Genomic DNA, 24,980 nt, shown 5'->3' with positions numbered 1-24,980 from the left:
GCGCATCGTGGTCGTTCGCTCAGCGAGCTACCAGCGGGTCGCTGATGCCCAGCACGTAGATCGCGATCAACGCGATGATGCCGGTGAACAGCACGTAGTACAGCGTCGGCCAGATGGTCTTGCGCAGGGTACTGCCTTCGCGGCCCAGCAGGCCAACGGTGGCCGATGCCGCGACCACGTTGTGGATCGCCACCATGTTGCCGGCGGCCGCCCCCACGGCTTGAACTGCGACGATCAGCGCGCTGGAGATACCCAGGCTGCTGGCTACACCGAACTGGAACTGGCTGAACATCATGTTACTGACGGTGTTGGAACCGGCGATGAAGGCGCCCAGTGCCCCGATACTCGGTGCCAGCAACGGATAGATGCCACCAACGCTGTCGGCCACCCAGCGAGCCATGAGGATCGGCATGCTGGCCAGCTCGGCACCGTTGACGCCGGAGTTGATCAGGATACGCACCATCGGCACGGTGAACAGCAATACGAAACCGGCGCTGAGCAAAACGCTGGACGACTCTTTCACGGCCTTGCCCAGATCACGCGCCTTCATGCCGTGCAGGAAGAAGGTGGCCAGAACCACTGCGACCAGGATGCCACCCGGCAGGTACAGCGGCTGGAAGTTGGCGCTGACGCCAGCCTCGCCGAGCAGGTCAGGGAAGTTCACCACCACGGCTTTCAGCGCATTACCCACCTGCGGGAATACACGGCTGATCACCAGCAAAGCGCCCACCAGCACGTAGGGCAGCCAGGCACGCAGGGCGCTCATCGGCTTGGCGGTCAGCTCGTCCAGCTTCATTTCAACGGTGCCCAGCCACTCGCTTGGCCACTTGTCCGCCGGGGCGAAGTCCCAGGTCTTCTTCGGTACCAGGAAACCGACACGTGCGGCGCTGGTTACGATGGCCAGACCGATCAGGCCGCCGAGCAGGGACGGGAATTCCGGGCCGAGCAACACGCCAGTGATGACGTAGGGTACGACGAAGGCGATGCCGGCGAAGATCGCGAACGGCAGCACGGCCAGCCCGGCCTTCCAGCTTTTTTCCTCGCCGAAGAAACGCGTCAGCATCATCGCCATGATGGTCGGCATCAGCACGCCGACGGTGGCATGAATGATCGCCACTTCACTGGTGATCAGTTGCAGGAACTGCGCCCAGGAAGAGCCTTGCTCCAGCAGATGAGCACCAATGGTCGCGGTATCTAGGCCGGTGTTGACGCCGACGATGATCGGCGTACCCACGGCGCCGAAGGACACCGGTGTGCTCTGTACCAGCATGCCCATCAGCACGGCGGCCATGGCCGGGAAGCCGATGGCCACCAGCAGCGGTGCCGCGATGGCGGCCGGTGTGCCGAAGCCAGAGGCGCCCTCGATGAAGCAGCCGAACAGCCAGGCGATGATGATGGCCTGGATACGGCGGTCAGGGCTGATGGTGGTGAAGCCGGCACGAATGGCGGTGATGCCACCTGAGTGCTTGAGGGTGTTCAGCAGCAGGATGGCGCCGAAGATGATCCACAACAGGCCGAGGGTGATCAGCAGGCCTTGCAGGGTTGAGGCCAGGACTCGGGTGAAGGTCATGTCCCATGCGAACAGGCCGACGGCTGCTGTCAGCAGGTAGACCAAGGGCATTGCATGTTTGGCCGGCCAACGCAGGCCGATCAACAGGATGGCGGCCAGAAGAATCGGCGAAAACGCCAGCAGGGCGAGAATTCCGGTGGACATTGAGCTTACTCCGCGGCGAAGCGCACGCGGCGCAGTAGAGGGGATGCGGTATTCGGCAGACGTGCAGCGCTATGCAACTTCATGGCGTGACCTCGACGACACGTTTTTGTTATTGAAGTAGAAATTGGTAATACCAATTTACAAAATTGCCGGGTCAGGTTAAAAGTCGATCAATGCGCTGTCAAATCGCAGCGCTAAGACTTTGGTCGTAGAATGCCGCCTTGTTCGTCGATGACTGGCGCTATAGGCTTGCGCCATGCTGCATACGGCCTGGTCAAACCAATGGAGAAGCGCGGGATGGAAGTAGGTCTGGTGCGACAGCGTCGTCTCTCGGACGACATCGTCGCGCAACTGGAAACCATGATTCTCGAGGGCACCTTGCGTGCCGGCGAGCGGCTGCCTGCCGAGCGTGCGCTTGCCGAGCAATTTGGTGTGTCCCGGCCGTCTTTGCGCGAGGCCATCCAGAAGCTGGTCGCCAAGGGGTTGCTGGTCAGTCGGCAGGGCGGCGGTAACTATGTCGCCGAATCACTCGGCTCGACCTTCAGCGACCCACTGCTGAATTTGCTGGAGAACAAGGAAGACGCCCAGCGTGATCTGCTGGAGTTCCGTCATACGCTGGAAGGTTCTTGTGCCTACTACGCCGCCAGGCGCGCCACGGATATCGATCGCCAGCGTCTGAGCGACGCCTTCGAGGCGCTGCAGGATTGCTACGCGCGCGCAGGCAAGGTGACTCGTGCGGAAGAAGGCGCGGCCGATGCGCGTTTCCATCTGGCGATTGCCGAGGCGAGCCACAATGCCGTGCTGTTGCACACCATTCGTGGCCTGTTCGATCTGCTCAAGCGTAACGTGGTGACCAACATTGGCGGTATGTATGCGCAGCGTTCGGAAACCCGCGACATGCTCATCACGCAGCACCGTGCGTTGTACGAGGCGATCATTGAGGGACGTGCCGATGAGGCGCGTGACCTGTCGAATCGACACATCGATTATGTGCAGGAAGTGCTGTCTGAGGTCCAGCTGGAGGCTCAACGCGTGGCGCGAGCTCAGCGGCGTCAGGGACTGTGAACGCAGGCGCCAGCGACTGCTGAAAGCGCGGCGCCGCTGCTGTTCTTAGTCGTCTTTGCCCTTGCTGCGCATGGCGCGCTGGACTTCGCGATTGGCATCGCGCTCTTTCTCGACGTGACGCTTGTCGAAGTCCTTCTTGCCCTTGGCCAGGGCAATTTCGCATTTGACCAGATGCTGTTTCCAGTACAGCGACAAGGCGACGCAGGTGTAGCCTTTCTGCTGCACGGCGCCAAACAGCTTGTCCAGTTCGCGCTTGTTCAGCAGCAGCTTGCGCGTACGGATCGGGTCGGCGATGACGTGGGTGCTGGCGGTTTTCAACGGGGTGATATGTGCGCCCATCAGCCAGGCTTCGTCGTCCTTGAGCAGCACGTAGCTGTCTACCAGCTGCGCCTTGCCGGCGCGCAGGCTCTTCACTTCCCAGCCAGCCAGGGCAACGCCCGCCTCGAACTTCTGTTCGACGAAATAATCGTGCAGCGCCTTTTTGTTCAGCGCGATGGTGCCTTGTGGATGTTTCTTTTGCTTAGCCATAGGGCGCGCATTATAGGGAGTCGCCAGCGCCTGCGCTATGGGACTTTGCGGGGCTGTGCTTGAGCCTCCCCGGCTAATCTTCGACAATGCGCGATCTTTTTCCCGCGGTAATGGGGTGTTGGCCGTAATGGCGAGCGATAAGGTTTCAATTCATGGTGCATGGGCCAGCCGCTGGGTATTCATCCTGGCTGCTACCGGTTCGGCTGTCGGTCTCGGCAACATCTGGAAATTCCCCTACATGACCGGGGTGTACGGCGGCGGAGCGTTCGTCGTCATGTACCTGTTCTGCATCGCGCTGGTGGGTGTGCCAATCATGTTGGCGGAAACACTAATCGGTCGGCGTGGCCGGCAGAGCCCGGTCAACGCGATGAAAAGCCTGGCGGCCGAAGCGGGTGCTTCTACGCGTTGGTCGCTGGCAGCCTTGGTGGGGATGGTCGCCGCTCTGTTGATTCTTTCCTTCTACAGCGTGGTAGCCGGCTGGTCGCTGGATTACATCCTTGGCATGTGGCGTGGCGACTTTACCGGCATCAGTGCCGAAGGTGCAGGCGCGGCCTTCGGCGGGCTGACGGCGGACCCATGGCGGCTGACCTTGTGGCACACCCTGTTCATGCTGATTACTGCTTTCGTCATCGCCAGAGGCGTCGTGGCCGGGCTGGAGCGCAGCCTGCGCATCATGATGCCGCTGCTGTTCGTGCTGCTACTGGTGTTGCTGGGTTACAGCTTCACCACCGGGCATTTCCGAGAGGGGTTCGACTTCCTCTTTCATTTTGATGCCAGCAAGGTGCAGGGCGGTATCCTCGCTGCCATGGGGCATGCCTTCTTTACGCTCAGCGTGGGTGTTGGCGCGATCATGGTCTACGGCGCCTACATGCCGCAAAAGGCCTCGATTGGTGCCACGGTGCTGACCGTCGGCCTGCTCGATACGCTGGTGGCGTTGACGGCCGGGCTGGCGCTGTTTCCCATCGTCTTTGCGGCCGGTCTCGAACCAGGTGGCGGGCCAGGGCTGATGTTCGTGACGCTGCCTATCGCCTTTGGCAACGTACCCTTCGGTCAGGTCATGGGGCTGATCTTCTTCGTCCTGGTGGCGGTTGCGGCCTGGAGCTCTTCGATTTCCATGCTCGAACCGGCAGTCGCCTATTTCGTCGAGAAAAGTGGCCGCAGTCGCACATCGGTCACTGCCGTGCTGGCGTTATTTTGCTGGCTGGTGGGCATGGGCACCGTGCTGTCATTCAATGTCTGGGCCGAGGCCAAGTTCTTCGTCTTTGCCGAAGATGGCTTTCATCTGTTGCAATGGGGGGTAGAAGGGGGCAAGACCTTCTTCGACAGCATCGACTACCTGACCAGCCGCATCCTGTTACCCGTGGGTGGTTTGGCTTTTGCCATGTTCGCCGGATGGGTACTGAGTCGTGAGACGGTACGTGACGAGTTGGCAATCAGGAGCCCGCTGCTGTTCAATCTCGCCCTCTGGCTGATTCGCGTGGTAGCGCCAATCGGCGTACTGATCGTTTTCATCGCGGAGCTGAGCAAGTAAATGACTACTCGAATCCAGCGCTCGGCGTTGCTGCCTTATCCGGCGCAGGCGCTGTTTGACCTCGTCAATGATGTTGCCAGTTATCCGCAGTTTCTGCCCTGGTGCCGGGCAAGCGAGGTGTTGGAGGTCAGCGAGGTCCACATGCTGGCCAGTCTTGAGGTGGCCAAGGGCAGCATCAGCCAGCGTTTTGTCACGCGTAACGTGCTGCAGCCAGGACAGCGCATCGAGATGAACTTGCAGGAGGGGCCGTTCACCAGCCTCAATGGTGTATGGGAGTTCAAGGCGCTGGGCGACAAAGCCTGCAAGATCAGCCTGGATCTGACCTTCGATTATGCAGGCCCTCTGGTGCGCGCCACGCTCGGGCCTTTGTTCAATCAAGCGACCAACACCATGGTCGATGCCTTCTGTCAGCGAGCCAAGCAATTGTATGGATAAGCCGAGCATCGCGATCGAGGTGGTCTATGCGCTGGCCGAGCGGCAGAAGCTGCTGCGCCTGTCGGTCCCTGTCGGCACCACGGTGCGCGAAGCGGCGCTGTGCTCCGGCATGCAGCAGTTCTTTCCCGAGCTGGATCTGAGCCAGGCGCCATTGGGGATTTTCGGCAAGGCAGTCAACAAGCCGGAAGAGCGTGTGCTGGAAGAGGGTGAGCGGGTTGAGATCTATCGACCGCTGATTGCCGATCCGAAAGAAGTGCGTAAGCAGCGCGCAGCAAAAGCCAAGGCCAGGGAAGAGGGCAGTGAGTCAGCCTGATTAGCGCCGTTTCATCGCATGCACCCTGCGCAGATATGAAAAAGCCCGGAGCGAGTCCGGGCTTTTTCATTTCAGGAGACTACTGCGGCTCGGTATCCAGTGGTTCTGGAGTCGGCACCGGAACGGTCTCTACCTGATCGACTTCGCGCTGGATCTGCTCCAGCAGCGAGCCCGGAGCAGGCGGTGTATTGTCCTCAGGCTTGGCCTGCGGCTGTGCGTTGGTGGTGTCGCTGTCTTCGCCGAGGATGGCCTGGTCGCGGCTTACACCCGGCATGAAATCGCCCGCCAGGCCAACCAGTTGGTCGCTGCCGTCGAATACCAGGCTGACACGCTCCTGCAGGCGTTGACCGCCGCCCGGCTGGATGCTGTACAGATAATCCCAGCGATCGGCATGGAAGGTGTCGGTAATCAGCGGGTTGCCCATGATAAACCGCACTTGGCGTCGGGTCATTCCAGGGCGAAGCTGGTCTATCATGTCCTGTGTCACGACATTGCCCTGTTGAATGTCGATCTTGTAAACCCCGGGGAATGAACAACCGGCGAGTGCGAAGAGCCCGGTCAGCGACAGGCTGGTCAGCAAGAGCTTGGTTTTTTGCATCGGAGGGTGACTTCCACTATCTTGGGCAACTTGAACCCCGGATCATACCCGTATTGAAGGGTGCTGCGAAGCAGCATCCATGAGAAAGCAGACCATGGTTGAAAATAACGAACTGCGCAAAGCTGGACTGAAGGTGACTCTGCCACGGGTCAAAATCCTGCAAATGCTCGACAATGCCGAGCACCGCCACATGAGTGCGGAGGATGTTTACAAGGCACTGATGGAGGCGGGCGAGGATGTTGGCCTGGCCACCGTATACCGCGTACTGACCCAGTTCGAAGCTGCTGGGCTGGTCGTACGCCACAACTTTGATGGCGGTCACGCGGTATTCGAGTTGGCCGACAGTGGTCACCATGACCATATGGTCTGCGTCGACTCCGGCGAGGTGATCGAGTTCTTCGATTCCGAAATCGAGAAGCGCCAGAAAGAAATCGTCAGGGAGCACGGTTTCGAACTGGTTGATCACAACCTGGTGTTGTACGTACGCAAGAAGAGCTGATAGCTCTGCTGCGATGAAAAAGGCGACCTTCGGGTCGCCTTTTTGTTTTGCCGTAGCCCGGATTGCAACCGGCCATGTTGTTTCAGGCAGCTTGTGCGCTGGTAACCATCTTGCGTGCGTGCGCCAGAGATTCTTCGGTCAGGTCGACGCCACCGAGCATGCGCGCGATCTCCTCGACGCGGCCGCTTTCGTCCAGCTTGCTCACAGCTGTGGACGTGGCATCCTCGCCGCGGCGTTTGTGCACGAAGAGGTGTTGGTGGCCCTGCGCAGCCACCTGCGGAAGATGGGTGACGCACAGTACCTGGCCACGTTCACCTAGGCGGCGTAGGAGTTGGCCGACCACTTCGGCGGTCGGGCCGCCGATGCCGACGTCCACTTCATCGAACACCAGAGTCGGCACCCGTGAGGTCTGTGCGGTGATGACCTGGATTGCCAGACTGATGCGCGACAGCTCACCGCCCGAGGCAACCTTGGCCAGGCCTCGCAGCGGTTGACCGGGGTTTGCGCTGACCAGGAACTCCACGGCTTCCAGGCCGTTGCCGTGCGGCTCCTCGCTGTTGATGGCCTGTAGCTGGATATTGAAACGGCCGCCTGGCATACCCAGTGCCTGCATTTCCTGCTCGACGGCTGCCGCCAGGCGCTCGGCTGCATTGCCGCGCAGGGTGCTGAGTTCCGCGGCTTTTTCCTGATAGTGGCGTTCATAGGCTGCCAGCTCTTCGGTCAGGCGTTCGCTGGCCTGGTCATCGGCGTTGAGGCCTTCCAGCTCTTCGAATAACTGCTGTTGCAGTGCGGCCAGTTCGCTGGGCTGGACGCGGTGCTTGCGCGCCAGGGTGTAGATGCTGTCCAGGCGTTCCTCGAGAAACTGCTGGCGTTCGGGGTCGGCGTCGAAATGGTCGACGAAGCGGTTCAGTTCGCCTACCGCTTCTTCGACCTGGATCTGTGCGCTGGCCAGCAGGTTGCTCGCTTCACCCAGTGCGCTGCCTTGGCCACCGAAGCCGCCGAGACGATTGAGGCTGGCGGTGAGCGCCGACAGCACGTTGCCGGCATCGCTTTCGCTGCACAGGTCGAGTACTTGGCGGCAGGCGCCGAGCAGGGCTTCAGCGTTGCTCAGGGCCTTGTGTTCCTGCTCCAGCTGCTCCAGTTCGTTTTCGCCCAAGGCGAGGTTTTCCAGCTCTTCCAGCTGGTAGCTGAGTAGCTGGTGGCGGGCGCGTTGTTCGTCGCCCTGGCTGGAGATGCGCTGCAGTTCATTGCGCGTCTGCTTCCAGCGCTGTGCGGCCAGTTGCACCTGGCGCGCCAGTTCCTGGCTGCCTGCGTACTCGTCGAGCAGGCGGCGGTGGGTGTCGGCTTTCAGCAGCGACTGGTGTTCGTGTTGGCTGTGGATATCGATGATCAGCTCACCCAGTGCCTTGAGGTCGGCCTGCGGGCAGGGGCTGCCGTTGATGTAGCCGCGCGAGCGGCCCTCGGCGGTGATCACCCGGCGCAGGATGCACGGGCCGTCGTTGTCCAGATCACGCTCGGCGAGCCAGGCGCGGGCTTCGGGAATCTCGGCCAGGTCGAAGCTGGCGAGGATGTCCGCCTTGTCGCTACCTGGGCGCACAACGCCGCTGTCAGCGCGGTCACCCAGGCACAGGCCGAGGGCGTCGAGCATGATCGACTTGCCGGCGCCGGTCTCGCCGCTGATGGCGCTCATGCCGGCATCCAGCTCGAGGTCCAGGTGGTCGACGATGGCGTAATTGTGGATGGACAGGTGCACCAGCATGGCGAACGCTCCCGAATTTGATGTCTGGTTATTTATACAGTGTTTTTTCTTTCCCTGACAATCCTCCTTTATCGCCCCTTGAAAGCTGTGGATTTGACTCCATATAGGCGGCAGGTGCGCGAGTCGGACTCGCGCCGATTCATTCGAGAGGAGATAGGCATGGCTGACGAACAGAACCTGGATACGCAGAACCCCGAGGCTCAGGCAGCCGAGAACGCTGCGTCGAGCGACGACCTGGCGGCTCGTGTACAGGCCCTGGAAGAGCAGCTGGCTGCGGCGCAGGATCAATCGTTGCGCACGGCTGCCGAGCTGCAGAATGTGCGCCGTCGCGCCGAGCAGGATGTGGAGAAGGCGCACAAGTTCGCCTTGGAAAAATTCGCCAACGACCTGCTGCCGATCGTCGACAGTCTGGAGCGTGGCCTGGAGCTGTCCAACCCGGATGATGAGGCGATCAAGGGGGTGCGCGAGGGCATGCAACTGACCCTCAAGCTGCTGATCGACACCCTGGCGCGTCACCAGCTGGAAGCAGTAGACCCGCATGGTGCTCCGTTCAACCCGGAGCATCACCAGGCCATGGCGATGGAAGAGAGCGTCAATGTCGAGCCGAATTCGGTGCTCAAGGTGTTCCAGAAGGGCTATCTGCTCAACGGTCGCCTGCTGCGTCCGGCCATGGTTGTGGTGAGCAAGGCGCCGACCACGCCGCCGCCGTCCATCGACGAGCAGGCTTGAAATTTTCGGGGGCGACCCCATTTCTGAGTCAAGCGTTTTAGTGCTACCGGCGCCTGCGAAGCGCGGCGACGGAAAAATCAAAGTTTCGGGAGAATATTCATGGGCAAAATCATCGGTATCGACCTGGGGACCACCAACTCCTGTGTCTCCATTCTGGAAAACGGCAACGTCAAGGTGCTGGAGAACGCCGAAGGCGCTCGTACCACGCCGTCCATCATCGCTTACGCCAACGATGGCGAAACCCTGGTTGGCCAGTCGGCCAAGCGCCAGGCAGTGACTAACCCGCACAACACCCTGTACGCGGTTAAGCGTCTGATCGGCCGTCGTTTCGACGAGGATGTCGTACAGAAAGACATCCAGATGGTGCCGTACAAGATCGTCAAGGCTGACAACAACGACGCCTGGGTCGAGGTCAACGGCCAGAAGATGGCGCCGCCGCAGATCAGCGCCGAAGTGCTGAAGAAAATGAAGAAGACCGCCGAGGATTACCTGGGCGAGCCAGTGACCGAAGCGGTGATCACCGTGCCGGCCTACTTCAACGACAGCCAGCGTCAGGCCACCAAGGATGCCGGTCGCATCGCCGGTCTGGACGTCAAGCGCATCATCAACGAGCCGACCGCAGCTGCGCTGGCCTACGGCATGGACAAGGCCAAGGGCGACCACACCGTGATCGTTTATGACCTGGGTGGCGGCACCTTCGACGTGTCGGTGATCGAGATCGCCGAAGTCGACGGCGAGCACCAGTTCGAAGTGCTGGCTACCAATGGTGACACCTTCCTCGGTGGTGAAGACTTCGACATCCGCCTGATCGACTACCTCGTCGACGAATTCAAGAAAGAAACCGGCATGAACCTCAAGGGCGACCCGCTGGCCATGCAGCGCCTGAAGGAAGCTGCCGAGAAGGCCAAGATCGAGCTGTCCTCCAGTCAGCAGACCGACGTCAACCTGCCGTACATCACTGCAGATTCCACAGGTCCGAAGCACCTGAACGTGAAGATCTCCCGTTCCAAGCTGGAGTCGCTGGTCGAAGACCTGGTGCAGCGCACCATCGAGCCGTGCCGCACTGCGCTGAAAGACGCCGGTATCGACGTCAGCAAGATCGACGACGTGATCCTGGTCGGTGGTCAGACTCGCATGCCGCTGGTGCAGAAGACCGTTGCCGAGTTCTTCGGCAAGGAGCCGCGCAAGGACGTCAACCCGGACGAAGCCGTGGCCATGGGCGCTGCCATTCAGGGCGCGGTTCTGGCTGGCGACGTCAAGGACGTGCTGCTGCTGGACGTGTCCCCGCTGACCCTGGGTATCGAAACCATGGGTGGCGTGATGACCGCGCTGATCGAGAAGAACACCACCATCCCGACCAAGAAATCGCAGGTGTTCTCCACTGCCGACGATAACCAGAGCGCCGTGACCATTCACGTGCTGCAGGGTGAGCGTAAGCAGGCTGGTCAGAACAAGTCTCTGGGCAAGTTCGACCTGGCCGAGATTCCGCCGGCTCCACGTGGCGTGCCGCAGATCGAAGTGACCTTCGATATCGATGCCAACGGTATCCTGCATGTGTCCGCCAAGGACAAGGCCACCGGCAAGCAGCAGTCCATTGTGATCAAGGCCAACTCTGGTCTGTCCGAGGAAGAAATCGAGCAGATGGTGCGTGACGCCGAGGCCAATGCCGAGGAAGACCGCAAGTTCGAAGAGCTGGCCACTGCGCGCAACCAGGGCGACCAGCTGGTGCACGCCACCCGCAAGATGCTCACCGAGGCGGGCGACAAGGCCACTGCCGAAGAGAAGGCTGCCATCGAGAAAGCCATTGGCGAGCTGGAAGTGGCGGTGAAGGGCGATGATAAAGAGGCTATCGAAGCCAAGATGAACGCCCTGTCCGAAGCGACTTCGCCGCTGGCGCAGAAAATGTATGCCGAGCAGCCGCAGGCCGGTGCCGCTCAGGCGGATGCCAATGACGCCAAGGATGCCGGTGACGACGTGGTCGACGCTGAGTTCGAAGAGGTCAAGGAGAACAAGTAAGGGATGCGCGTGCACCCTTCACTCAAGTTAGTGCGAAGGGTGTGTCGCCCTCTGCTTATCGCTCCGCCGTCGCATCAGGCGGTCAGGATTCGCCGCGCGGGAGCCTTCTCCCGCGTCGGCGTATCTGGAGCTCACGAATCTGAGAGTGCAGCACAACTATGGCAAAACGAGACTATTACGAGGTTCTGGGGGTCGAGCGCGGCGCCAGTGAGGCCGAGCTGAAGAAGGCTTACCGGCGCCTGGCGATGAAGTTCCACCCGGACCGCAACCCGGACGACAAAGAGGCCGAAGAGAAATTCAAGGAGGCCAACGAGGCCTACGAGGTGCTCTCCGACGCCAGCAAGCGTTCGGCCTATGACCAATACGGCCATGCCGGGGTCGATCCGCAGATGGGCGCTGGCGGCGGTGCCGGTTTCGGTGGTGCCAACTTCTCCGACATCTTTGGCGACGTCTTCAGTGACTTCTTCGGGGGGGCTGGTGGTCGTGGCGGTTCGCGTGGCGGCGCTCAGCGCGGCTCTGACCTGCGCTACACTCTGGAGCTGGACCTGGAAGAGGCCGTGCGCGGTACCACCGTGACCATTCGCGTGCCGACTCTGGTGGGTTGCAAGACCTGTGATGGCACTGGTGCGAAGAAGGGCACCAGCCCGGTCACCTGTACCACCTGTGGCGGTATCGGTCAGGTGCGCATGCAGCAGGGCTTCTTCTCCGTACAGCAGACCTGCCCGCGCTGCCACGGCAGCGGCAAGATGATCACCGACCCCTGTGGCAGCTGCCATGGCCAGGGTCGTGTGGAAGAGAGCAAGACGCTGTCGGTCAAGGTGCCGCCAGGTGTCGATACCGGTGATCGCATCCGCCTGTCCGGCGAAGGCGAGGCTGGCTCGCATGGTGGCCCGGCTGGTGACCTCTATGTCGTGGTCAACGTCCGTGAGCATGCGATCTTCCAGCGCGATGGCAAGCATCTGTACTGCGAAGTGCCGATCAGCTTCGCCGACGCAGCGCTGGGTGGCGAGCTGGAAGTGCCGACCCTTGATGGCCGGGTCAAGCTGAAGATTCCGGAAGGCACGCAGACCGGCAAGCTGTTCCGTCTGCGTGGCAAGGGCGTGGCTCCGGTGCGCGGCGGTGCGGCGGGCGATCTGATGTGCAAGGTGGCGGTGGAAACCCCGGTCAACCTGAACAAGCGTCAGCGCGAGCTGCTCGAGGAGTTCCGCAAGTCGCTGCAGGGTGACGACTCCCATTCGCCCAAGGCCAGTGGCTGGTTCGAAGGCGTCAAGCGCTTCTTCGGCGACGTTTAATCCCTCAGCGCCCCGGCTGTTTGCCGGGGCGCCAGCTTGGAGCTGAATGGCTATGCAACGTATTGCAGTGATGGGCGCCGCCGGGCGCATGGGCAAGACCCTGATCGAGGCGGTGAGCCAGGCCGAGGGTGCCAAGCTCAGCGCCGCTGTCGACCGTGCCGATAGCAGCCTGATTGGCGCCGATGCGGGTGAGCTGGTCGGCCTGGGCAAGATCGGCGTGACCCTGGCGGGTGACTTGGCTGCGGTGGTCGATGATTTCGACGTGCTGATCGACTTCACTCATCCGTCGGTGACCCTGAAGAATCTGGAGGTCTGTCGTCAGGCAGGCAAGGCCATGGTCATCGGTACCACCGGCTTCACCTCCGAGGAAAAGCAGCAACTAAGCGAAGCGGCGAAGCAGATTCCCATCGTCTTTGCCGCCAACTTCAGCGTTGGCGTCAATCTGTGCCTGAAGTTGCTCGATACGGCGGCGCGCGTGCTCGGCGATGACGTGGACATCGAGATCATCGAGGCGCATCACCGGCACAAGGTCGATGCACCATCGGGTACGGCGCTGCGCATGGGCGAGGTGGTGGCCGATGCATTGGGTCGCGATCTGCAGAAAGTTGCCGTCTATGGCCGCGAAGGGCAGACCGGGGCGCGTGAGCGCGAGACCATCGGCTTCGCCACTGTGCGTGCCGGTGATGTGGTCGGCGATCACACCGTGCTGTTCGCCGCCGAAGGCGAGCGCGTAGAAATTACCCACAAGGCTTCCAGTCGTATGACTTTCGCCAAGGGTGCAGTGCGTTCGGCGCTGTGGCTGCAATCGCGTTCGCCTGCGCTGTACGACATGCAGGATGTGCTGGGGCTGCGTTGAGAAATGTGTGAGGGAGGCGTCTTCTCGGGTGGACCGAAAAAGGGTTTTCCTGTAAGCTTCCTGTTTTAGTGTGTCCACTAAAAGTTACGCAGAATGGCTCAAATAAAAAAGCGGGATGACCTTCACACGTCATCCCGCTTTTTTACAACCTGCGTTTGCTTCAAGCCTTGATCGAGACGGAGGTCTTCTTGACTAAGCCAGCCCCCAAACCTGCCATTTTGGCCCTTGCTGACGGCAGTATTTTTCGCGGCGATTCCATCGGGGCCGATGGCCAGACCATCGGAGAGGTGGTGTTCAATACCGCCATGACCGGCTATCAGGAAATCCTTACCGATCCATCCTACGCCCAGCAAATCGTTACCCTGACCTATCCGCACATCGGCAACACCGGCACCACGCCGGAGGACGCCGAGTCCTGCAGCGTATGGGCTGCCGGCCTGATCATTCGCGACCTACCGCTGATCTCCAGCAACTGGCGTGACAAGCAGCCGCTGGACGAGTACCTGAGCGCGAACGGCACCGTTGCCATCGCCGGTATCGATACCCGTCGCCTGACCCGCATCCTGCGCGAGAAAGGTTCGCAGAACGGCTGCATCCTCACCGGCGCTGATGCCACCGAAGAGAAAGCGCTGGAGTTGGCGGGCAGCTTCCCAGGCCTCAAAGGTATGGACCTAGCTAAGGAAGTGACCTGCGCCAGTTCCTACGAGTGGCGTTCCAGTGTGTGGAATCTGGAAAGCGACAGCCATCCGCTGATTCCGGCGGGTGAACTGCCGTACCACGTGGTGGCCTATGACTATGGCGTCAAGCTGAACATCCTGCGCATGCTGGTCGCCCGCGGCTGCCGCCTGACCGTGGTGCCGGCGCAAACTCCGGCCAGCGAAGTGCTGGCGCTCAATCCCGATGGCGTGTTCCTCTCCAACGGCCCCGGTGACCCCGAGCCGTGCGATTACGCGATTGCCGCGATCAAGGAAGTCCTGCAAACCGAGATCCCGGTATTCGGTATCTGCCTGGGTCACCAGTTGCTGGCGCTGGCCTCCGGTGCCAAGACCGTGAAGATGGGCCATGGTCACCACGGCGCCAACCACCCGGTGCAGGACCTGGATTCCGGCGTGGTGATGATCACCAGCCAGAACCACGGTTTCGCCGTCGACGAGGCGACTCTGCCGGCCAACCTGCGCGCCACTCACAAGTCGCTGTTCGATGGCACCCTGCAGGGCATCGAGCGTACCGACAAGGTGGCCTTCAGCTTCCAGGGTCACCCGGAAGCCAGCCCAGGCCCGCACGACGTTGCGCCGCTGTTCGACCGTTTCATCAATGAGATGGCCAAACGCCGCTAAGCCCGCCGAGCAGAGAATTCGAGAAGACCATGCCAAAACGTACAGATATCAAAAGCATCCTGATCCTCGGCGCCGGCCCCATCGTCATCGGCCAGGCCTGTGAGTTCGACTACTCCGGCGCGCAAGCGTGCAAGGCCCTGCGTGAAGAGGGCTTCCGCGTCATCCTGGTGAACTCCAACCCGGCCACCATCATGACCGACCCGGCCATGGCCGACGCCACCTACATCGAGCCGATCAAGTGGGCCACCGTGGCCAAGATCATCGAGAAGGAGCGTCCGGATGCACTGCTACCGACCATGGGCGGCCAGACCGCGCTGAACTGCGCCCTGGACCTGGAGCGCCACGGCGTGCTGGAGAAGTTCGGTGTCGAGATGATCGGTGCCAACGCCGACACCATCGACAAGGCCGAAGACCGTTCGCGCTTCGACAAGGCGATGAAGGACATCGGCCTGGCCTGCCCGCGCTCGGGTATCGCTCACAGCATGGAAGAAGCCTACGGCGTGCTGGAACAGGTGGGTTTTCCGTGCATCATCCGTCCGTCCTTCACCATGGGCGGCACCGGCGGTGGTATCGCTTACAACCGTGAAGAGTTCGAAGAAATCTGCGCCCGTGGTCTGGACTTGTCGCCGACCAACGAACTGCTGATCGACGAATCGCTGATCGGCTGGAAGGAATACGAGATGGAGGTTGTCCGCGACAAGAAGGACAACTGCATCATCGTCTGCTCCATCGAGAACTTCGACCCGATGGGCGTGCACACCGGTGACTCGATCACCGTTGCGCCGGCGCAGACCCTGACCGACAAGGAATACCAGATCATGCGCAACGCCTCGCTGGCGGTGCTGCGTGAAATCGGTGTGGAAACCGGCGGTTCCAACGTGCAGTTCGGCATCTGCCCGAACACCGGCCGCATGGTCGTGATCGAGATGAACCCGCGCGTATCGCGCAGCTCGGCACTGGCGTCCAAGGCCACCGGCTTCCCGATCGCCAAGATCGCCGCCAAGCTGGCAGTGGGTTACACCCTCGACGAACTGCAGAACGACATCACCGGCGGTCGCACCCCGGCTTCGTTCGAGCCGGCCATCGACTACGTGGTGACCAAGGTTCCGCGTTTCGCCTTCGAAAAATTCCCCAAGGCCGACGCCCGCCTGACCACCCAGATGAAATCCGTCGGTGAGGTCATGGCCATCGGCCGTACCTTCCAGGAGTCGGTGCAGAAGGCCCTGCGCGGTCTGGAGGTTGGCGTTGCCGGCTTCGATCCGAAGCTCGATCTGAACGACCCGGAAGCCGAAAGCACGCTGCGTCGCGAGCTGACCGTGCCCAGCGCTGACCGCATCTGGTATGTGGCCGATGCCTTCCGCGCCGGCAAGAGCGTGGCTGAAGTCTTCGATCTGACCCGTATCGACGAGTGGTTCCTGGTACAGATCGAGGATCTGATCAAGGACGAAGCCACCGTGCAGACCCTGGGTCTGTCGGCCATCGACTGCGACCTGATGTTCAAGCTCAAGCGCAAAGGCTTCTCCGATGCGCGTCTGGCCAAGCTGCTGGGCGTTTCCGAGAAGAGCCTGCGTGCTCATCGTCACAAGCTGAAAGTGCTGCCGGTGTACAAGCGCGTCGACACCTGCGCTGCCGAGTTCGCTACCGACACCGCCTACATGTACTCGACCTATGAGGAAGAGTGCGAGGCCAATCCGAGCACTCGTGACAAGATCATGATCCTCGGCGGCGGTCCGAACCGTATCGGCCAAGGCATCGAGTTCGATTACTGCTGCGTACACGCGGCGCTGGCCATGCGTGAAGACGGTTACGAGACCATCATGGTCAACTGCAACCCGGAAACCGTCTCCACCGACTACGACACCTCCGACCGCCTGTACTTCGAGCCGGTCACCCTGGAAGACGTGCTGGAAATCGTCCGCGTCGAGCAGCCGAAAGGCGTGATCGTCCAGTACGGCGGTCAGACGCCGCTGAAGATCTGCCGCGCCCTGGAAGAAGCTGGCGTACCGATCATCGGTACTAGCCCCGAGGCCATCGACCGCGCCGAAGACCGTGAGCGCTTCCAGCAGATGGTGCAGCGCCTGAATCTGCGTCAGCCGGCCAACGCCACCGCGCGTAGCGAAGACGAGGCCCTGGCCCTGTCGAAGAACATCGGTTACCCGATGGTGGTGCGTCCATCCTACGTACTGGGCGGCCGGGCGATGGAAATCGTCTACCAGGAAGAAGAGCTCAAGCGCTACATGCGCGAAGCGGTGAAAGTGTCCAACGACAGCCCGGTGCTGCTGGATCGCTTCCTCAACTGCGCCATCGAGGTGGACGTGGATGCGGTCAGCGACGGCGAGACCGTGGTCATTGGCGCGATCATGCAGCACATCGAGCAGGCAGGCGTGCACTCCGGTGACTCCGCGTGCTCGCTGCCGCCGTACTCGCTGCCGGCGCACATCCAGGACGAGATCCGCGAACAGGTCAAGAAAATGGCCCTGGAGCTCGGTGTGGTCGGTCTGATGAACGTGCAGATGGCCGTGCAGGGCGAAGACATCTATGTCATCGAAGTGAACCCGCGCGCTTCGCGTACCGTGCCGTTTGTCTCCAAGTGCGTCGGCGAGTCGCTGGCCAAGGTGGCTGCGCGCGTCATGGCTGGCAAGACTCTGGCGGAAGTGGGCTACACCGAAGAGATCATCCCGCCGTTCTTCAGCGTCAAGGAAGCGGTGTTCCCCTTCGCCAAGTTCCCGGGTGTCGACCCGATTCTCGGCCCAGAGATGAAATCCACCGGTGAGGTCATGGGTGTCGGCGACAGCTTCGGCGAAGCCTTCGCCAAGGCTCAGGTCGGTGCAAGCGAGATCCTGCCGAACACCGGCTGCGCGTTCATCAGCGTGCGTGAGGATGACAAGGCCGAGGCCGTTCAGGTCGCTCGTGACTTGGTCAGCCTGGGCTTCGAAGTCGTCGCCACTGCCGGTACCGCCAAGGTGATCGAGGCTGCCGGGCTGCCGGTACGCCGGGTGAACAAGGTGACCGAAGGTCGTCCGCACGTGGTCGACATGATCAAGAACGACGAGGTCACCCTGATCATCAATACCACCGAGGGGCGTCAGTCCATTGCTGACTCCTACTCGATCCGTCGTAACGCTCTGCAGCACAAGATCTACTGCACCACCACCATCGCGGCGGGGCAGGCGGTCTGTGAGGCGCTCAAATTCGGTCCGGAGAAGACCGTGCGCCGTCTGCAGGATCTGCATGCAGGAATCAAGGCATGAACAAATACCCCATGACCGTCCAGGGCGCTCGCGCCCTGGAAGAGGAGCTGGCGCACCTGACCAAGGTGCGTCGTCCGGCACTGAGCCAGGCGATCGCCGAGGCGCGTGAGCTGGGAGACCTCAAGGAAAACGCCGAATACCATGCCGCCCGTGAAGAGCAGGGCATGGTCGAGGCGCGTGTGCGCGATATCGAAGGCCGCTTGCAGAACGCAGTGATCATCGATGTCACCACCATCGAGCACACCGGCAAGGTGATCTTTGGCAGCACTGTGGAGATCGCCAACGTCGAAACCGACGAGAGCGTGACCTATCGGATCGTCGGTGAAGACGAAGCCGACATCAAGCAGGGCAAGATCTCCGTCGCATCTCCCATCGCACGTGCTCTGGTGGGTAAGAGCGAGGGTGATGTGGTCGGCGTGCAAACCCCTAGCGGCCTGATCGAGTACGAGATTGTCGAAGTCCGCCACATTTAAGCCAAGGCAGCCGTCGCGGGCTTCAGCTGTCAGTTGGCAGCTGGCCCAGACCCTTTGGGTGGGCGGCTTGTGGTTGCTGCAATTCGTCATCCTGCCGGCCATTGAGCAGACCGGCCTGGCTCCCTTGCTGGTGCAGGAAATCGCTGCGCGCCTGGCGCCGTTGCTGGTCGGTCTGGCAGCAGTCGGCGTCGCGCTGCAGGCATTGGCCTTGCTGCGTGCCGAGGGGCTTTCCAGTCTGCTGAGGGATGTGCGCGGCCAGCTGCTGCTGACCGTTGCGCTGATGGCGCTGAGTTACCTCGCCGTTCTGTACTACTGGCCCGAGAGCGAGTACTGGCTACGCTTCAGCTATCTGGTAATGGCGTTCTGCGGGTTGCTGCTGGTGCTGCAACCCGTGCCGGGGAAGACGCGCGGCGCCTGATGACGCCGCCTGCCGGTGTCAGCCCTGGTAGCGAATCACGTTGGACAGGCTGCGATTCGGCTTGGGGTTCTTGCGATAGAGCAGGGCGACCTTGCCGATCGACTGAACCAGTTCGGCGCGTCCACTTTCGCACAGGGCCACGATGGCGGCCTGGCGGTCCTCGCGTTCGGCGAGGCGCAGTTGTACCTTGATCAGCTCGTGATCGTTCAGGGCACGGTCCAGCTCTGCCAGCACGCCCTCGGTCAAACCATTGTCGGCCACGATCAATACAGGTTTCAGGTGGTGGCCGATAGATTTGAATTGTTTCTTCTGCTCTTGAGTGAGCGGCATAATCGTTAGTACCTAATTCGGTCTGGAAAACGGCGCCTATCTTACCCGAGCCCGCGCAGTTATTCATGACCCGTTGAGTCCGAGGTTTCAGTGGCACGTTCCAAGACCAGCCAGCGTTGGCTGAAAGAACATTTCGACGATCCTTACGTGAAGATGGCGCAGAAGGACGGCTATCGTTCGCGCGCCAGTTACAAACTGCTGGAAATTCAGGAGAAGGACCGCATTCTGCGCCCCGGCATGACCGTGGTCGATCTCGGCGCCGCGCCGGGTGGCTGGTCGCAGGTCACCAGCCGGGTGATCGGTGACAAGGGACGGCTGATCGCTTCCGATATTCTCGAGATGGACAGCATCCCGGATGTGACCTTCATTCAAGGGGACTTTACCGAGGACGCTGTATTCGAGCAGATTCTCCAGGCTATCGGAGAAAATCCGGTAGACCTTGTTATTTCGGATATGGCCCCCAATATGAGTGGGGTGAGGACCGCTGATCAGGCGCGCGCCATGTATCTGTGCGAGCTGGCGCTGGATCTGTCCGGGCGGGTTTTGCGTCCGGGCGGTGATTTTCTGATCAAGATTTTCCAGGGCGAAGGCTTCGATGCGTACCACAAGCAGGTCCGTGAGTCCTTCGACAAGGTGCAAATGCGCAAGCCACTGTCTTCGCGCGATCGTTCTCGTGAGCAGTATCTGTTAGCGCGAGGGTTTCGCGGGTTGTGAGCTGCAACGACCGCCCGACCTGTCGGTCTAAAGAGGTAGGAGCCTCATAAAGGGTTACAGACGGTGCCTGCGGGATGCAGGCGTTTGGTGTAAGTTAGGCCGGTATATCATTGGTCGTCATGGGAAGCGTGCTTCACCACGAGGCCTGCTCCAGAGGGTAGCTAATTGAACGACATGGCAAAGAATCTGATTCTGTGGCTGATCATCGCGGCGGTGCTGGTTACCGTGATGAACAATTTTTCCAGCCCGAGCGAGCCGCAGACCCTGAGCTACTCGCAGTTCATCGAGCAGGTCAAGGAGGGGCGCGTCGAGCGCGTCACTGTTGACGGTTATGTGATCACCGGCAAGCGCACCGACGGTGACGGCTTCAAGACCATTCGTCCGGCGATCCAGGACGGCGGCTTGATTGGCGATCTGATCGACAACAACGTCGTTATCGAGGGCAAGCAGCCGGAGCAGCAGAGCATCTGGACCCAGTTGCTGGTGGCGAGCTTCCCGATCCTGGTGATCATTGCGGTATTCATGTTCTTCATGCGCCAGATGCAGGGTGGTGCCGGCGGCAAGGGCGGGCCGATGAGCTTCGGCAAGTCCAAGGCGCGTCTGCTCTCCGAAGATCAGGTCAAGACCACCTTCGCTGACGTCGCCGGTTGCGATGAAGCTAAGGAAGAGGTCAGTGAGCTGGTCGAGTTTCTGCGTGATCCGGGCAAGTTCCAGCGTCTTGGTGGCCGCATCCCCCGCGGCGTGCTGATGGTCGGCTCGCCGGGTACCGGCAAGACTTTGCTGGCCAAGGCTGTGGCCGGTGAGGCCAAGGTGCCGTTCTTCACCATTTCCGGTTCCGATTTCGTGGAAATGTTTGTGGGTGTTGGTGCTTCGCGTGTCCGTGACATGTTCGACCAGGCCAAGAAACATGCGCCGTGCATCATCTTCATTGATGAGATCGACGCGGTCGGCCGCCATCGTGGCGCCGGCATGGGCGGTGGTCACGACGAGCGTGAACAAACTCTCAACCAGTTGTTGGTCGAGATGGATGGCTTCGAGATGAACGACGGCATCATCGTCATCGCCGCAACCAACCGTCCTGACGTACTTGACCCCGCGCTGCTGCGCCCCGGCCGTTTCGATCGTCAGGTGGTCGTAGGCCTGCCCGACATCCGTGGTCGTGAGCAGATTCTGAAAGTACACATGCGCAAGGTGCCGATGGGTGATGACGTCAACGCTGCAGTCATCGCGCGTGGCACTCCGGGCTTCTCCGGTGCCGACCTGGCCAACCTGGTCAACGAGGCGTCCCTTTTCGCTGCCCGTGCTGGCAAGCGCCTGGTGGAGATGAAGGAGTTCGAGCTGGCCAAGGACAAGATCATGATGGGCGCCGAGCGCAAGACCATGGTCATGTCCGACAAGGAGAAGCTCAATACCGCTTACCACGAGGCGGGGCATGCGATCGTCGGCCGGCTGGTTCCCGAGCATGACCCGGTTTACAAGGTGTCCATCATTCCGCGTGGTCGCGCTCTTGGCGTGACCATGTTCCTGCCGGAAGAGGATCGTTACAGCCTGAGCAAGCGGGCTCTGATCAGTCAGATCTGCTCGCTGTTCGGTGGCCGTATCGCCGAGGAAATGACCCTGGGGTTCGACGGCGTCACCACCGGTGCTTCCAACGACATCATGCGTGCCACTCAGCTGGCCAAGAATATGGTCACCAAGTGGGGTCTGTCCGAGAAGCTCGGTCCGCTGATGTACGCTGAGGAAGAGGGCGAGGTTTTCCTGGGGCGCAGCATGGGCAGCCAACACAGCAATGTCTCCGGCGAAACTGCCAAGCTGATCGACGAAGAGGTTCGTCGCATCATCGACGAATGCTACGACACCGCGAAGCGGCTGCTGGTGGAGAATCGGGCCAAGCTCGATGCCATGGCTGAAGCGCTGATGAAATACGAGACCATCGACTCCGATCAGATCGACGACATCATGAATGGCCGCGAGCCTCGCGAGCCGCGCGGTTGGGATGGTGGCGGTGACTCTGGTGCACCGCAAACCAAGGTCGATGAGCCCAGTCGTCCCGAGAAGCCTATTGGTGGCCCTGCCGCCGAGCACTAAGGTCGTCTATGTCCTTCACGCAACACCCGAGCCGGCTGCCCTGTGGCAGCCGGCTTCTTGATTTGTCCCGCCCGCACGTGATGGGCATCCTCAATGTCACCCCAGATTCTTTCTCCGATGGTGGCCGCTTCACGGCTCGCGATGCGGCGTTGCGTCATGCCGCGGCGATGGTCAGTGCCGGCGCGACGTTGATCGATGTCGGTGGTGAATCCACTCGCCCTGGTGCGCGTGTTGTGTCACCGACCGAGGAGTTGGAGCGAGTCGCGCCAGTGGTCGAGGCCATTGCGCGTGAGCTGGATGTGATCATCTCGGTCGATACCTCGACACCTGCCGTCATGCGTGAAAGCGCGCGTCTGGGTGCGGGGCTGATCAACGACGTGCGCTCCTTGCAGCGTGATGGCGCGCTGGACGCTGCAGCCGATAGTGGTCTGCCGGTCTGTCTGATGCACATGCGTGGTGAGCCGGGCAACATGCAGGATGATCCGCAGTACCCGGATATCGTCAGTGAGGTGCATGACTTTCTTGTCGAGCGCATGCAGGCATGTGCGACGGCTGGTATTCGCGCTGAGCGTATCGTGCTCGATCCGGGCTTCGGTTTTGCCAAGACGCTGGAGCATAATCTGGCGCTGTTCAAGCGCATGGGCGAGCTCTCCGAACTGGGTCGGCCGCTACTGGTGGGTGTCTCGCGCAAGAGCATGATCGGCAAGGTGCTCGGTCATGAGGTCGGAGGGCGCTTGTACGGCAGTCTGGCGCTGGCTGCTCTGGCGTTGACCAAGGGTGCACATATTCTACGTGTGCATGATGTCGCCGAGACGGTCGACGTCGTGCGCATGATCGCTGCGGTTGAAGCAGCGCAATAACAAGGAAAGACTCATGGCTAGAAAGTACTTCGGCACAGATGGCATCCGTGGTCGCGTTGGACAGTTTCCGATCACTCCTGATTTCATGCTCAAGCTCGGCTGGGCTGCGGGCATGGCTTTTCGCAAGCAGGGTAAGTGCCGGATCCTGATCGGCAAGGACACGCGCATCTCCGGTTACATGTTCGAGTCAGCGCTCGAGGCTGGTCTGGCCTCAGCGGGTGCTGACGTGCAGTTGCTCGGGCCGATGCCAACGCCTGCCATCGCCTACCTCACCCGTACCTTTCAGGCTGACGCGGGGATTGTCATCAGTGCGTCGCACAATCCGCATGATGACAACGGCATCAAATTCTTCTCCAGTGAAGGCACCAAGTTGCCGGATGATGTCGAGTTGATGATCGAGGAACTGCTCGATCAACCGATGACTGTGGTTGAGTCTGCTGAGATCGGTAAGGCTTCGCGTATCAACGATGCGTCCGGGCGTTACATCGAGTTCTGCAAGGGCAGCGTACCCAGTGGTACCAGCTTCAAGGGGTTGAAGATTGTCATCGATTGCGCCCACGGTGCGGCCTACAAGGTTGCGCCGAGCGTGTTCCGCGAGCTGGGCGCCGAAGTGCGGGTCATCTCGGCGCAGCCCGATGGCCTCAATATCAACGATGGCTGTGGTTCCACCCACATTGCCGCGTTGCAAGCAGAGGTCGTGGCGCAACAGGCTGATCTCGGCATCGCTTTCGACGGTGATGCTGATCGCGTGCTGATGGTCGATCAGTACGGTGCGATCGTCGACGGCGACGAGTTGTTGTTCATCATCGCTCGCGATATGCAGGAGCGCGGACGTCTGCGCGGTGGCGTAGTCGGTACGCTGATGAGTAACCTGGGGCTCGAGCTGGCGCTCGAGCAACTGAACATTCCTTTCGTGCGCGCCAAGGTGGGTGACCGCTACGTGATCGCCGAACTGCTGGAGCGCAACTGGCTGTTGGGCGGGGAAAACTCCGGACATCTGGTGTGCTTCCAACACACGACTACCGGCGATGCCATCATCGCTGCGTTGCAGGTGCTAATGGCGCTCAAGCGTCGTGAGCAGACGTTGGTCGAGGCTCGCAGTGATCTGAAGAAGTGTCCTCAGGTTCTGGTTAATGTGCGTTTCTCCGGTGCGGTTGATCCGCTCGAGCACCCCTCTGTCAAAGAGGCATGTGCACGCGTTACCGAGCAAATGGCTGGGCGTGGTCGTGTATTGCTGCGCAAGTCCGGTACCGAGCCGCTCGTTCGGGTGATGGTCGAGGGCGATGAGGCGGACGCTGTACGTAGCTATGCTGATGAATTGGCTAAAATTGTTGCTGAAGTCTGTGCCTGATTTGCTTGCTACCGAAGATGCTCTTGGGTAACATCTGCGCCCTCTTTGATCGACGAGGTAAAACATGCGTCGCCCCTTAGTCGCTGGTAACTGGAAAATGCACGGTACCCGCGCAAGCGTCGCAGAACTGATCGAAGGGCTGTGTCAGCAGGACTTGCCTGCTGGTGTGCAGGTCGCGGTGTTCCCCTCCAGTATGCATATCGCACAGGTCGTTTCTGGTCTGTCTGGTAGCGCTGTGAAGGTGGGCGCGCAAGACTGTGCGGCACAGGTAGAGCAGGGCGCCTTGACTGGTGAGCTGGCGACAAGTCAGTTGGTCGATGGTGGTTGTGAGCTGGTGCTGGTAGGACACTCTGAGCGTCGCCTGATTCTGGGTGAAAGCAATGATGTGGTCGTCGGCAAGTTTGCAGCTGCACAGAAAGCCGGGCTTACGCCTGTGCTCTGTCTTGGTGAGACCCGCGAAGAGCGTGAAGCGAATGCAACGCTGGGTGTGGTAGGTGGCCAGTTGGCTGCGGTGATCGATGCCTTGGGTGTCGAGTCGCTGAAGAATGCTGTGGTTGCCTATGAGCCGGTATGGGCCATTGGTACCGGCCTGACCGCCACGCCTGAGCAAGCCCAGGAGGTACACGCGGCGATCCGTGCGCAAGTTGCGCTGCAGGATGTCGAGGTGGCGGACGGGCTAAGAATTCTTTATGGCGGTAGTGTTAAGGCCGCCAGTGCAGCCGAGTTGTTCGGTATGCAGGATATCGATGGGGGGCTCGTAGGTGGGGCTTCTCTGAATGCGGATGAATTCGGTGCGATCTGTCGCGCTGCAGGAAACTGAAGA

The 24,980-nt window shown here is 60.9% G+C and carries 23 protein-coding genes; 18 read left to right on the top strand and 5 right to left on the bottom strand.

Features of this window, described 5'->3' with window-relative positions; all coding sequences use genetic code 11:
- Window positions 1-19: 19 nt before the first annotated feature.
- On the bottom strand, window positions 20-1,714 hold the full coding sequence (locus ACJRW5_RS18815) for an L-lactate permease (protein ID WP_484572016.1): 1,695 nt from the start codon (window positions 1,712-1,714) through the stop codon (window positions 20-22).
- 297 nt (window positions 1,715-2,011) lie between these two features.
- On the opposite strand from ACJRW5_RS18815, the gene ACJRW5_RS18810 reads away from it, so the two are divergent.
- Entirely contained in the window at window positions 2,012-2,779 is a 768-nt protein-coding gene (locus tag ACJRW5_RS18810; protein WP_484572015.1) for an FCD domain-containing protein, read from the top strand.
- A 45-nt stretch (window positions 2,780-2,824) separates the two neighbouring features.
- Here ACJRW5_RS18810 and smpB read toward each other — a convergent pair whose 3' ends face one another.
- Entirely contained in the window at window positions 2,825-3,307 is a 483-nt protein-coding gene (smpB, locus tag ACJRW5_RS18805) for an SsrA-binding protein SmpB (protein ID WP_037050873.1), read from the bottom strand.
- Window positions 3,308-3,434: 127 nt separating this feature from the next.
- Between smpB and ACJRW5_RS18800 the strand changes: the two genes are divergently transcribed.
- Genes ACJRW5_RS18800 through ACJRW5_RS18790 form a run of 3 tightly spaced genes read left to right on the top strand, consistent with a single transcriptional unit; the run spans window position 3,435 to window position 5,586 of the window.
- Entirely contained in the window at window positions 3,435-4,838 is a 1,404-nt protein-coding gene (locus ACJRW5_RS18800; RefSeq protein WP_484572014.1) for a sodium-dependent transporter, read from the top strand.
- Window positions 4,839-5,273 (top strand): type II toxin-antitoxin system RatA family toxin, encoded by a 435-nt coding sequence (locus ACJRW5_RS18795; protein ID WP_484572013.1) that lies wholly within the window; start codon window positions 4,839-4,841, stop codon window positions 5,271-5,273.
- Window positions 5,266-5,586 carry an RnfH family protein gene (locus tag ACJRW5_RS18790; RefSeq protein WP_484572012.1) on the top strand — a complete coding sequence of 107 codons (321 nt, stop codon included), beginning with the start codon at window positions 5,266-5,268 and terminating at the stop codon, window positions 5,584-5,586. The genes ACJRW5_RS18795 and ACJRW5_RS18790 overlap by 8 nt, the downstream gene beginning before the upstream one ends.
- Window positions 5,587-5,665: 79 nt before the next feature.
- Here the strand turns inward: ACJRW5_RS18790 and ACJRW5_RS18785 are convergent, their stop codons facing one another.
- Complete coding sequence (locus tag ACJRW5_RS18785; protein ID WP_484572011.1) at window positions 5,666-6,184, bottom strand: outer membrane protein assembly factor BamE; 519 nt, start codon at window positions 6,182-6,184, stop codon at window positions 5,666-5,668.
- 94 nt (window positions 6,185-6,278) lie between these two features.
- Here ACJRW5_RS18785 and fur point away from each other — a divergent pair, with 94 nt between their 5' ends.
- The gene (gene fur, locus ACJRW5_RS18780; RefSeq protein WP_418807744.1) at window positions 6,279-6,683 is read left to right on the top strand and encodes a ferric iron uptake transcriptional regulator; all 405 of its coding nucleotides are present in this window, start codon (window positions 6,279-6,281) and stop codon (window positions 6,681-6,683) included.
- 82 nt (window positions 6,684-6,765) lie between these two features.
- Here the strand turns inward: fur and recN are convergent, their stop codons facing one another.
- Window positions 6,766-8,442 (bottom strand): DNA repair protein RecN, encoded by a 1,677-nt coding sequence (gene recN, locus ACJRW5_RS18775; RefSeq protein WP_484572010.1) that lies wholly within the window; start codon window positions 8,440-8,442, stop codon window positions 6,766-6,768.
- Between the two features lie 159 nt (window positions 8,443-8,601).
- Here recN and grpE point away from each other — a divergent pair, with 159 nt between their 5' ends.
- The 8 genes from grpE to ACJRW5_RS18735 all read left to right on the top strand — a co-directional run bounded on the left by grpE (window position 8,602) and on the right by ACJRW5_RS18735 (window position 18,814).
- Entirely contained in the window at window positions 8,602-9,171 is a 570-nt protein-coding gene (gene grpE, locus ACJRW5_RS18770; RefSeq protein WP_484572009.1) for a nucleotide exchange factor GrpE, read from the top strand.
- A gap of 99 nt (window positions 9,172-9,270) precedes the next feature.
- A complete protein-coding gene (dnaK, locus tag ACJRW5_RS18765) occupies window positions 9,271-11,187 on the top strand; it encodes a molecular chaperone DnaK (protein ID WP_484572008.1) in 1,917 nt (638 codons plus the stop codon).
- Window positions 11,188-11,345: 158 nt separating this feature from the next.
- A complete protein-coding gene (gene dnaJ / locus ACJRW5_RS18760) occupies window positions 11,346-12,479 on the top strand; it encodes a molecular chaperone DnaJ (protein WP_484572007.1) in 1,134 nt (377 codons plus the stop codon).
- Between the two features lie 52 nt (window positions 12,480-12,531).
- A complete protein-coding gene (dapB, locus tag ACJRW5_RS18755; RefSeq protein WP_484572006.1) occupies window positions 12,532-13,335 on the top strand; it encodes a 4-hydroxy-tetrahydrodipicolinate reductase in 804 nt (267 codons plus the stop codon).
- A 188-nt stretch (window positions 13,336-13,523) separates the two neighbouring features.
- Window positions 13,524-14,672: a glutamine-hydrolyzing carbamoyl-phosphate synthase small subunit gene (carA, locus tag ACJRW5_RS18750; protein ID WP_484572005.1), complete on the top strand. Its 1,149-nt coding sequence runs from the start codon at window positions 13,524-13,526 to the stop codon at window positions 14,670-14,672.
- Window positions 14,673-14,701: 29 nt separating this feature from the next.
- Window positions 14,702-17,923 (top strand): carbamoyl-phosphate synthase large subunit, encoded by a 3,222-nt coding sequence (gene carB / locus ACJRW5_RS18745; protein ID WP_484572004.1) that lies wholly within the window; start codon window positions 14,702-14,704, stop codon window positions 17,921-17,923.
- Window positions 17,920-18,396 carry a transcription elongation factor GreA gene (gene greA / locus ACJRW5_RS18740; RefSeq protein WP_484572003.1) on the top strand — a complete coding sequence of 159 codons (477 nt, stop codon included), beginning with the start codon at window positions 17,920-17,922 and terminating at the stop codon, window positions 18,394-18,396. Before carB ends, greA begins: the two co-directional genes overlap by 4 nt.
- Window positions 18,374-18,814, top strand: a complete 441-nt coding sequence (locus ACJRW5_RS18735; RefSeq protein ID WP_484572002.1) for a DUF4149 domain-containing protein — start codon at window positions 18,374-18,376, stop codon at window positions 18,812-18,814. Before greA ends, ACJRW5_RS18735 begins: the two co-directional genes overlap by 23 nt.
- Window positions 18,815-18,832: 18 nt before the next feature.
- Here the strand turns inward: ACJRW5_RS18735 and yhbY are convergent, their stop codons facing one another.
- On the bottom strand, window positions 18,833-19,144 hold the full coding sequence (gene yhbY, locus ACJRW5_RS18730) for a ribosome assembly RNA-binding protein YhbY (protein WP_484572001.1): 312 nt from the start codon (window positions 19,142-19,144) through the stop codon (window positions 18,833-18,835).
- 90 nt (window positions 19,145-19,234) lie between these two features.
- Between yhbY and rlmE the strand changes: the two genes are divergently transcribed.
- From rlmE to tpiA, 5 genes are all read left to right on the top strand, one after another.
- On the top strand, window positions 19,235-19,858 hold the full coding sequence (gene rlmE, locus ACJRW5_RS18725; RefSeq protein WP_484572000.1) for a 23S rRNA (uridine(2552)-2'-O)-methyltransferase RlmE: 624 nt from the start codon (window positions 19,235-19,237) through the stop codon (window positions 19,856-19,858).
- Window positions 19,859-20,032: 174 nt separating this feature from the next.
- Entirely contained in the window at window positions 20,033-21,946 is a 1,914-nt protein-coding gene (ftsH, locus tag ACJRW5_RS18720) for an ATP-dependent zinc metalloprotease FtsH (protein WP_484571999.1), read from the top strand.
- A gap of 8 nt (window positions 21,947-21,954) precedes the next feature.
- Window positions 21,955-22,806, top strand: a complete 852-nt coding sequence (gene folP, locus ACJRW5_RS18715; protein WP_484571998.1) for a dihydropteroate synthase — start codon at window positions 21,955-21,957, stop codon at window positions 22,804-22,806.
- Window positions 22,807-22,819: 13 nt separating this feature from the next.
- The gene (gene glmM, locus ACJRW5_RS18710) at window positions 22,820-24,157 is read left to right on the top strand and encodes a phosphoglucosamine mutase (RefSeq protein ID WP_484571997.1); all 1,338 of its coding nucleotides are present in this window, start codon (window positions 22,820-22,822) and stop codon (window positions 24,155-24,157) included.
- Between the two features lie 64 nt (window positions 24,158-24,221).
- Window positions 24,222-24,977, top strand: a complete 756-nt coding sequence (tpiA, locus tag ACJRW5_RS18705) for a triose-phosphate isomerase (protein WP_484571996.1) — start codon at window positions 24,222-24,224, stop codon at window positions 24,975-24,977.
- Window positions 24,978-24,980 lie beyond the last annotated feature (3 nt).

The sequence above is a fragment of the Pseudomonas pichavaramensis genome, from assembly GCF_050473265.1.
Classification (GTDB): domain Bacteria; phylum Pseudomonadota; class Gammaproteobacteria; order Pseudomonadales; family Pseudomonadaceae; genus Aquipseudomonas.
This window is presented reverse-complemented; position numbering and strand designations above follow the sequence as displayed.

What these genes read in the sequence shown, in the direction of transcription:
- ACJRW5_RS18815 (WP_484572016.1), bottom strand. Translation starts at nt 1,714, where the DNA reads ATGTCCACCGGAATTCTCGCCCTGCTGGCGTTTTCGCCGATTCTTCTG.
- ACJRW5_RS18810 (WP_484572015.1), top strand. Translation starts at nt 2,012, where the DNA reads ATGGAAGTAGGTCTGGTGCGACAGCGTCGTCTCTCGGACGACATCGTC.
- smpB (WP_037050873.1), bottom strand. Translation starts at nt 3,307, where the DNA reads ATGGCTAAGCAAAAGAAACATCCACAAGGCACCATCGCGCTGAACAAA.
- ACJRW5_RS18800 (WP_484572014.1), top strand. Translation starts at nt 3,435, where the DNA reads ATGGCGAGCGATAAGGTTTCAATTCATGGTGCATGGGCCAGCCGCTGG.
- ACJRW5_RS18795 (WP_484572013.1), top strand. Translation starts at nt 4,839, where the DNA reads ATGACTACTCGAATCCAGCGCTCGGCGTTGCTGCCTTATCCGGCGCAG.
- ACJRW5_RS18790 (WP_484572012.1), top strand. Translation starts at nt 5,266, where the DNA reads ATGGATAAGCCGAGCATCGCGATCGAGGTGGTCTATGCGCTGGCCGAG.
- ACJRW5_RS18785 (WP_484572011.1), bottom strand. Translation starts at nt 6,184, where the DNA reads ATGCAAAAAACCAAGCTCTTGCTGACCAGCCTGTCGCTGACCGGGCTC.
- fur (WP_418807744.1), top strand. Translation starts at nt 6,279, where the DNA reads ATGGTTGAAAATAACGAACTGCGCAAAGCTGGACTGAAGGTGACTCTG.
- recN (WP_484572010.1), bottom strand. Translation starts at nt 8,442, where the DNA reads ATGCTGGTGCACCTGTCCATCCACAATTACGCCATCGTCGACCACCTG.
- grpE (WP_484572009.1), top strand. Translation starts at nt 8,602, where the DNA reads ATGGCTGACGAACAGAACCTGGATACGCAGAACCCCGAGGCTCAGGCA.
- dnaK (WP_484572008.1), top strand. Translation starts at nt 9,271, where the DNA reads ATGGGCAAAATCATCGGTATCGACCTGGGGACCACCAACTCCTGTGTC.
- dnaJ (WP_484572007.1), top strand. Translation starts at nt 11,346, where the DNA reads ATGGCAAAACGAGACTATTACGAGGTTCTGGGGGTCGAGCGCGGCGCC.
- dapB (WP_484572006.1), top strand. Translation starts at nt 12,532, where the DNA reads ATGCAACGTATTGCAGTGATGGGCGCCGCCGGGCGCATGGGCAAGACC.
- carB (WP_484572004.1), top strand. Translation starts at nt 14,702, where the DNA reads ATGCCAAAACGTACAGATATCAAAAGCATCCTGATCCTCGGCGCCGGC.
- greA (WP_484572003.1), top strand. Translation starts at nt 17,920, where the DNA reads ATGAACAAATACCCCATGACCGTCCAGGGCGCTCGCGCCCTGGAAGAG.
- yhbY (WP_484572001.1), bottom strand. Translation starts at nt 19,144, where the DNA reads ATGCCGCTCACTCAAGAGCAGAAGAAACAATTCAAATCTATCGGCCAC.
- ftsH (WP_484571999.1), top strand. Translation starts at nt 20,033, where the DNA reads ATGGCAAAGAATCTGATTCTGTGGCTGATCATCGCGGCGGTGCTGGTT.
- folP (WP_484571998.1), top strand. Translation starts at nt 21,955, where the DNA reads ATGTCCTTCACGCAACACCCGAGCCGGCTGCCCTGTGGCAGCCGGCTT.
- glmM (WP_484571997.1), top strand. Translation starts at nt 22,820, where the DNA reads ATGGCTAGAAAGTACTTCGGCACAGATGGCATCCGTGGTCGCGTTGGA.
- tpiA (WP_484571996.1), top strand. Translation starts at nt 24,222, where the DNA reads ATGCGTCGCCCCTTAGTCGCTGGTAACTGGAAAATGCACGGTACCCGC.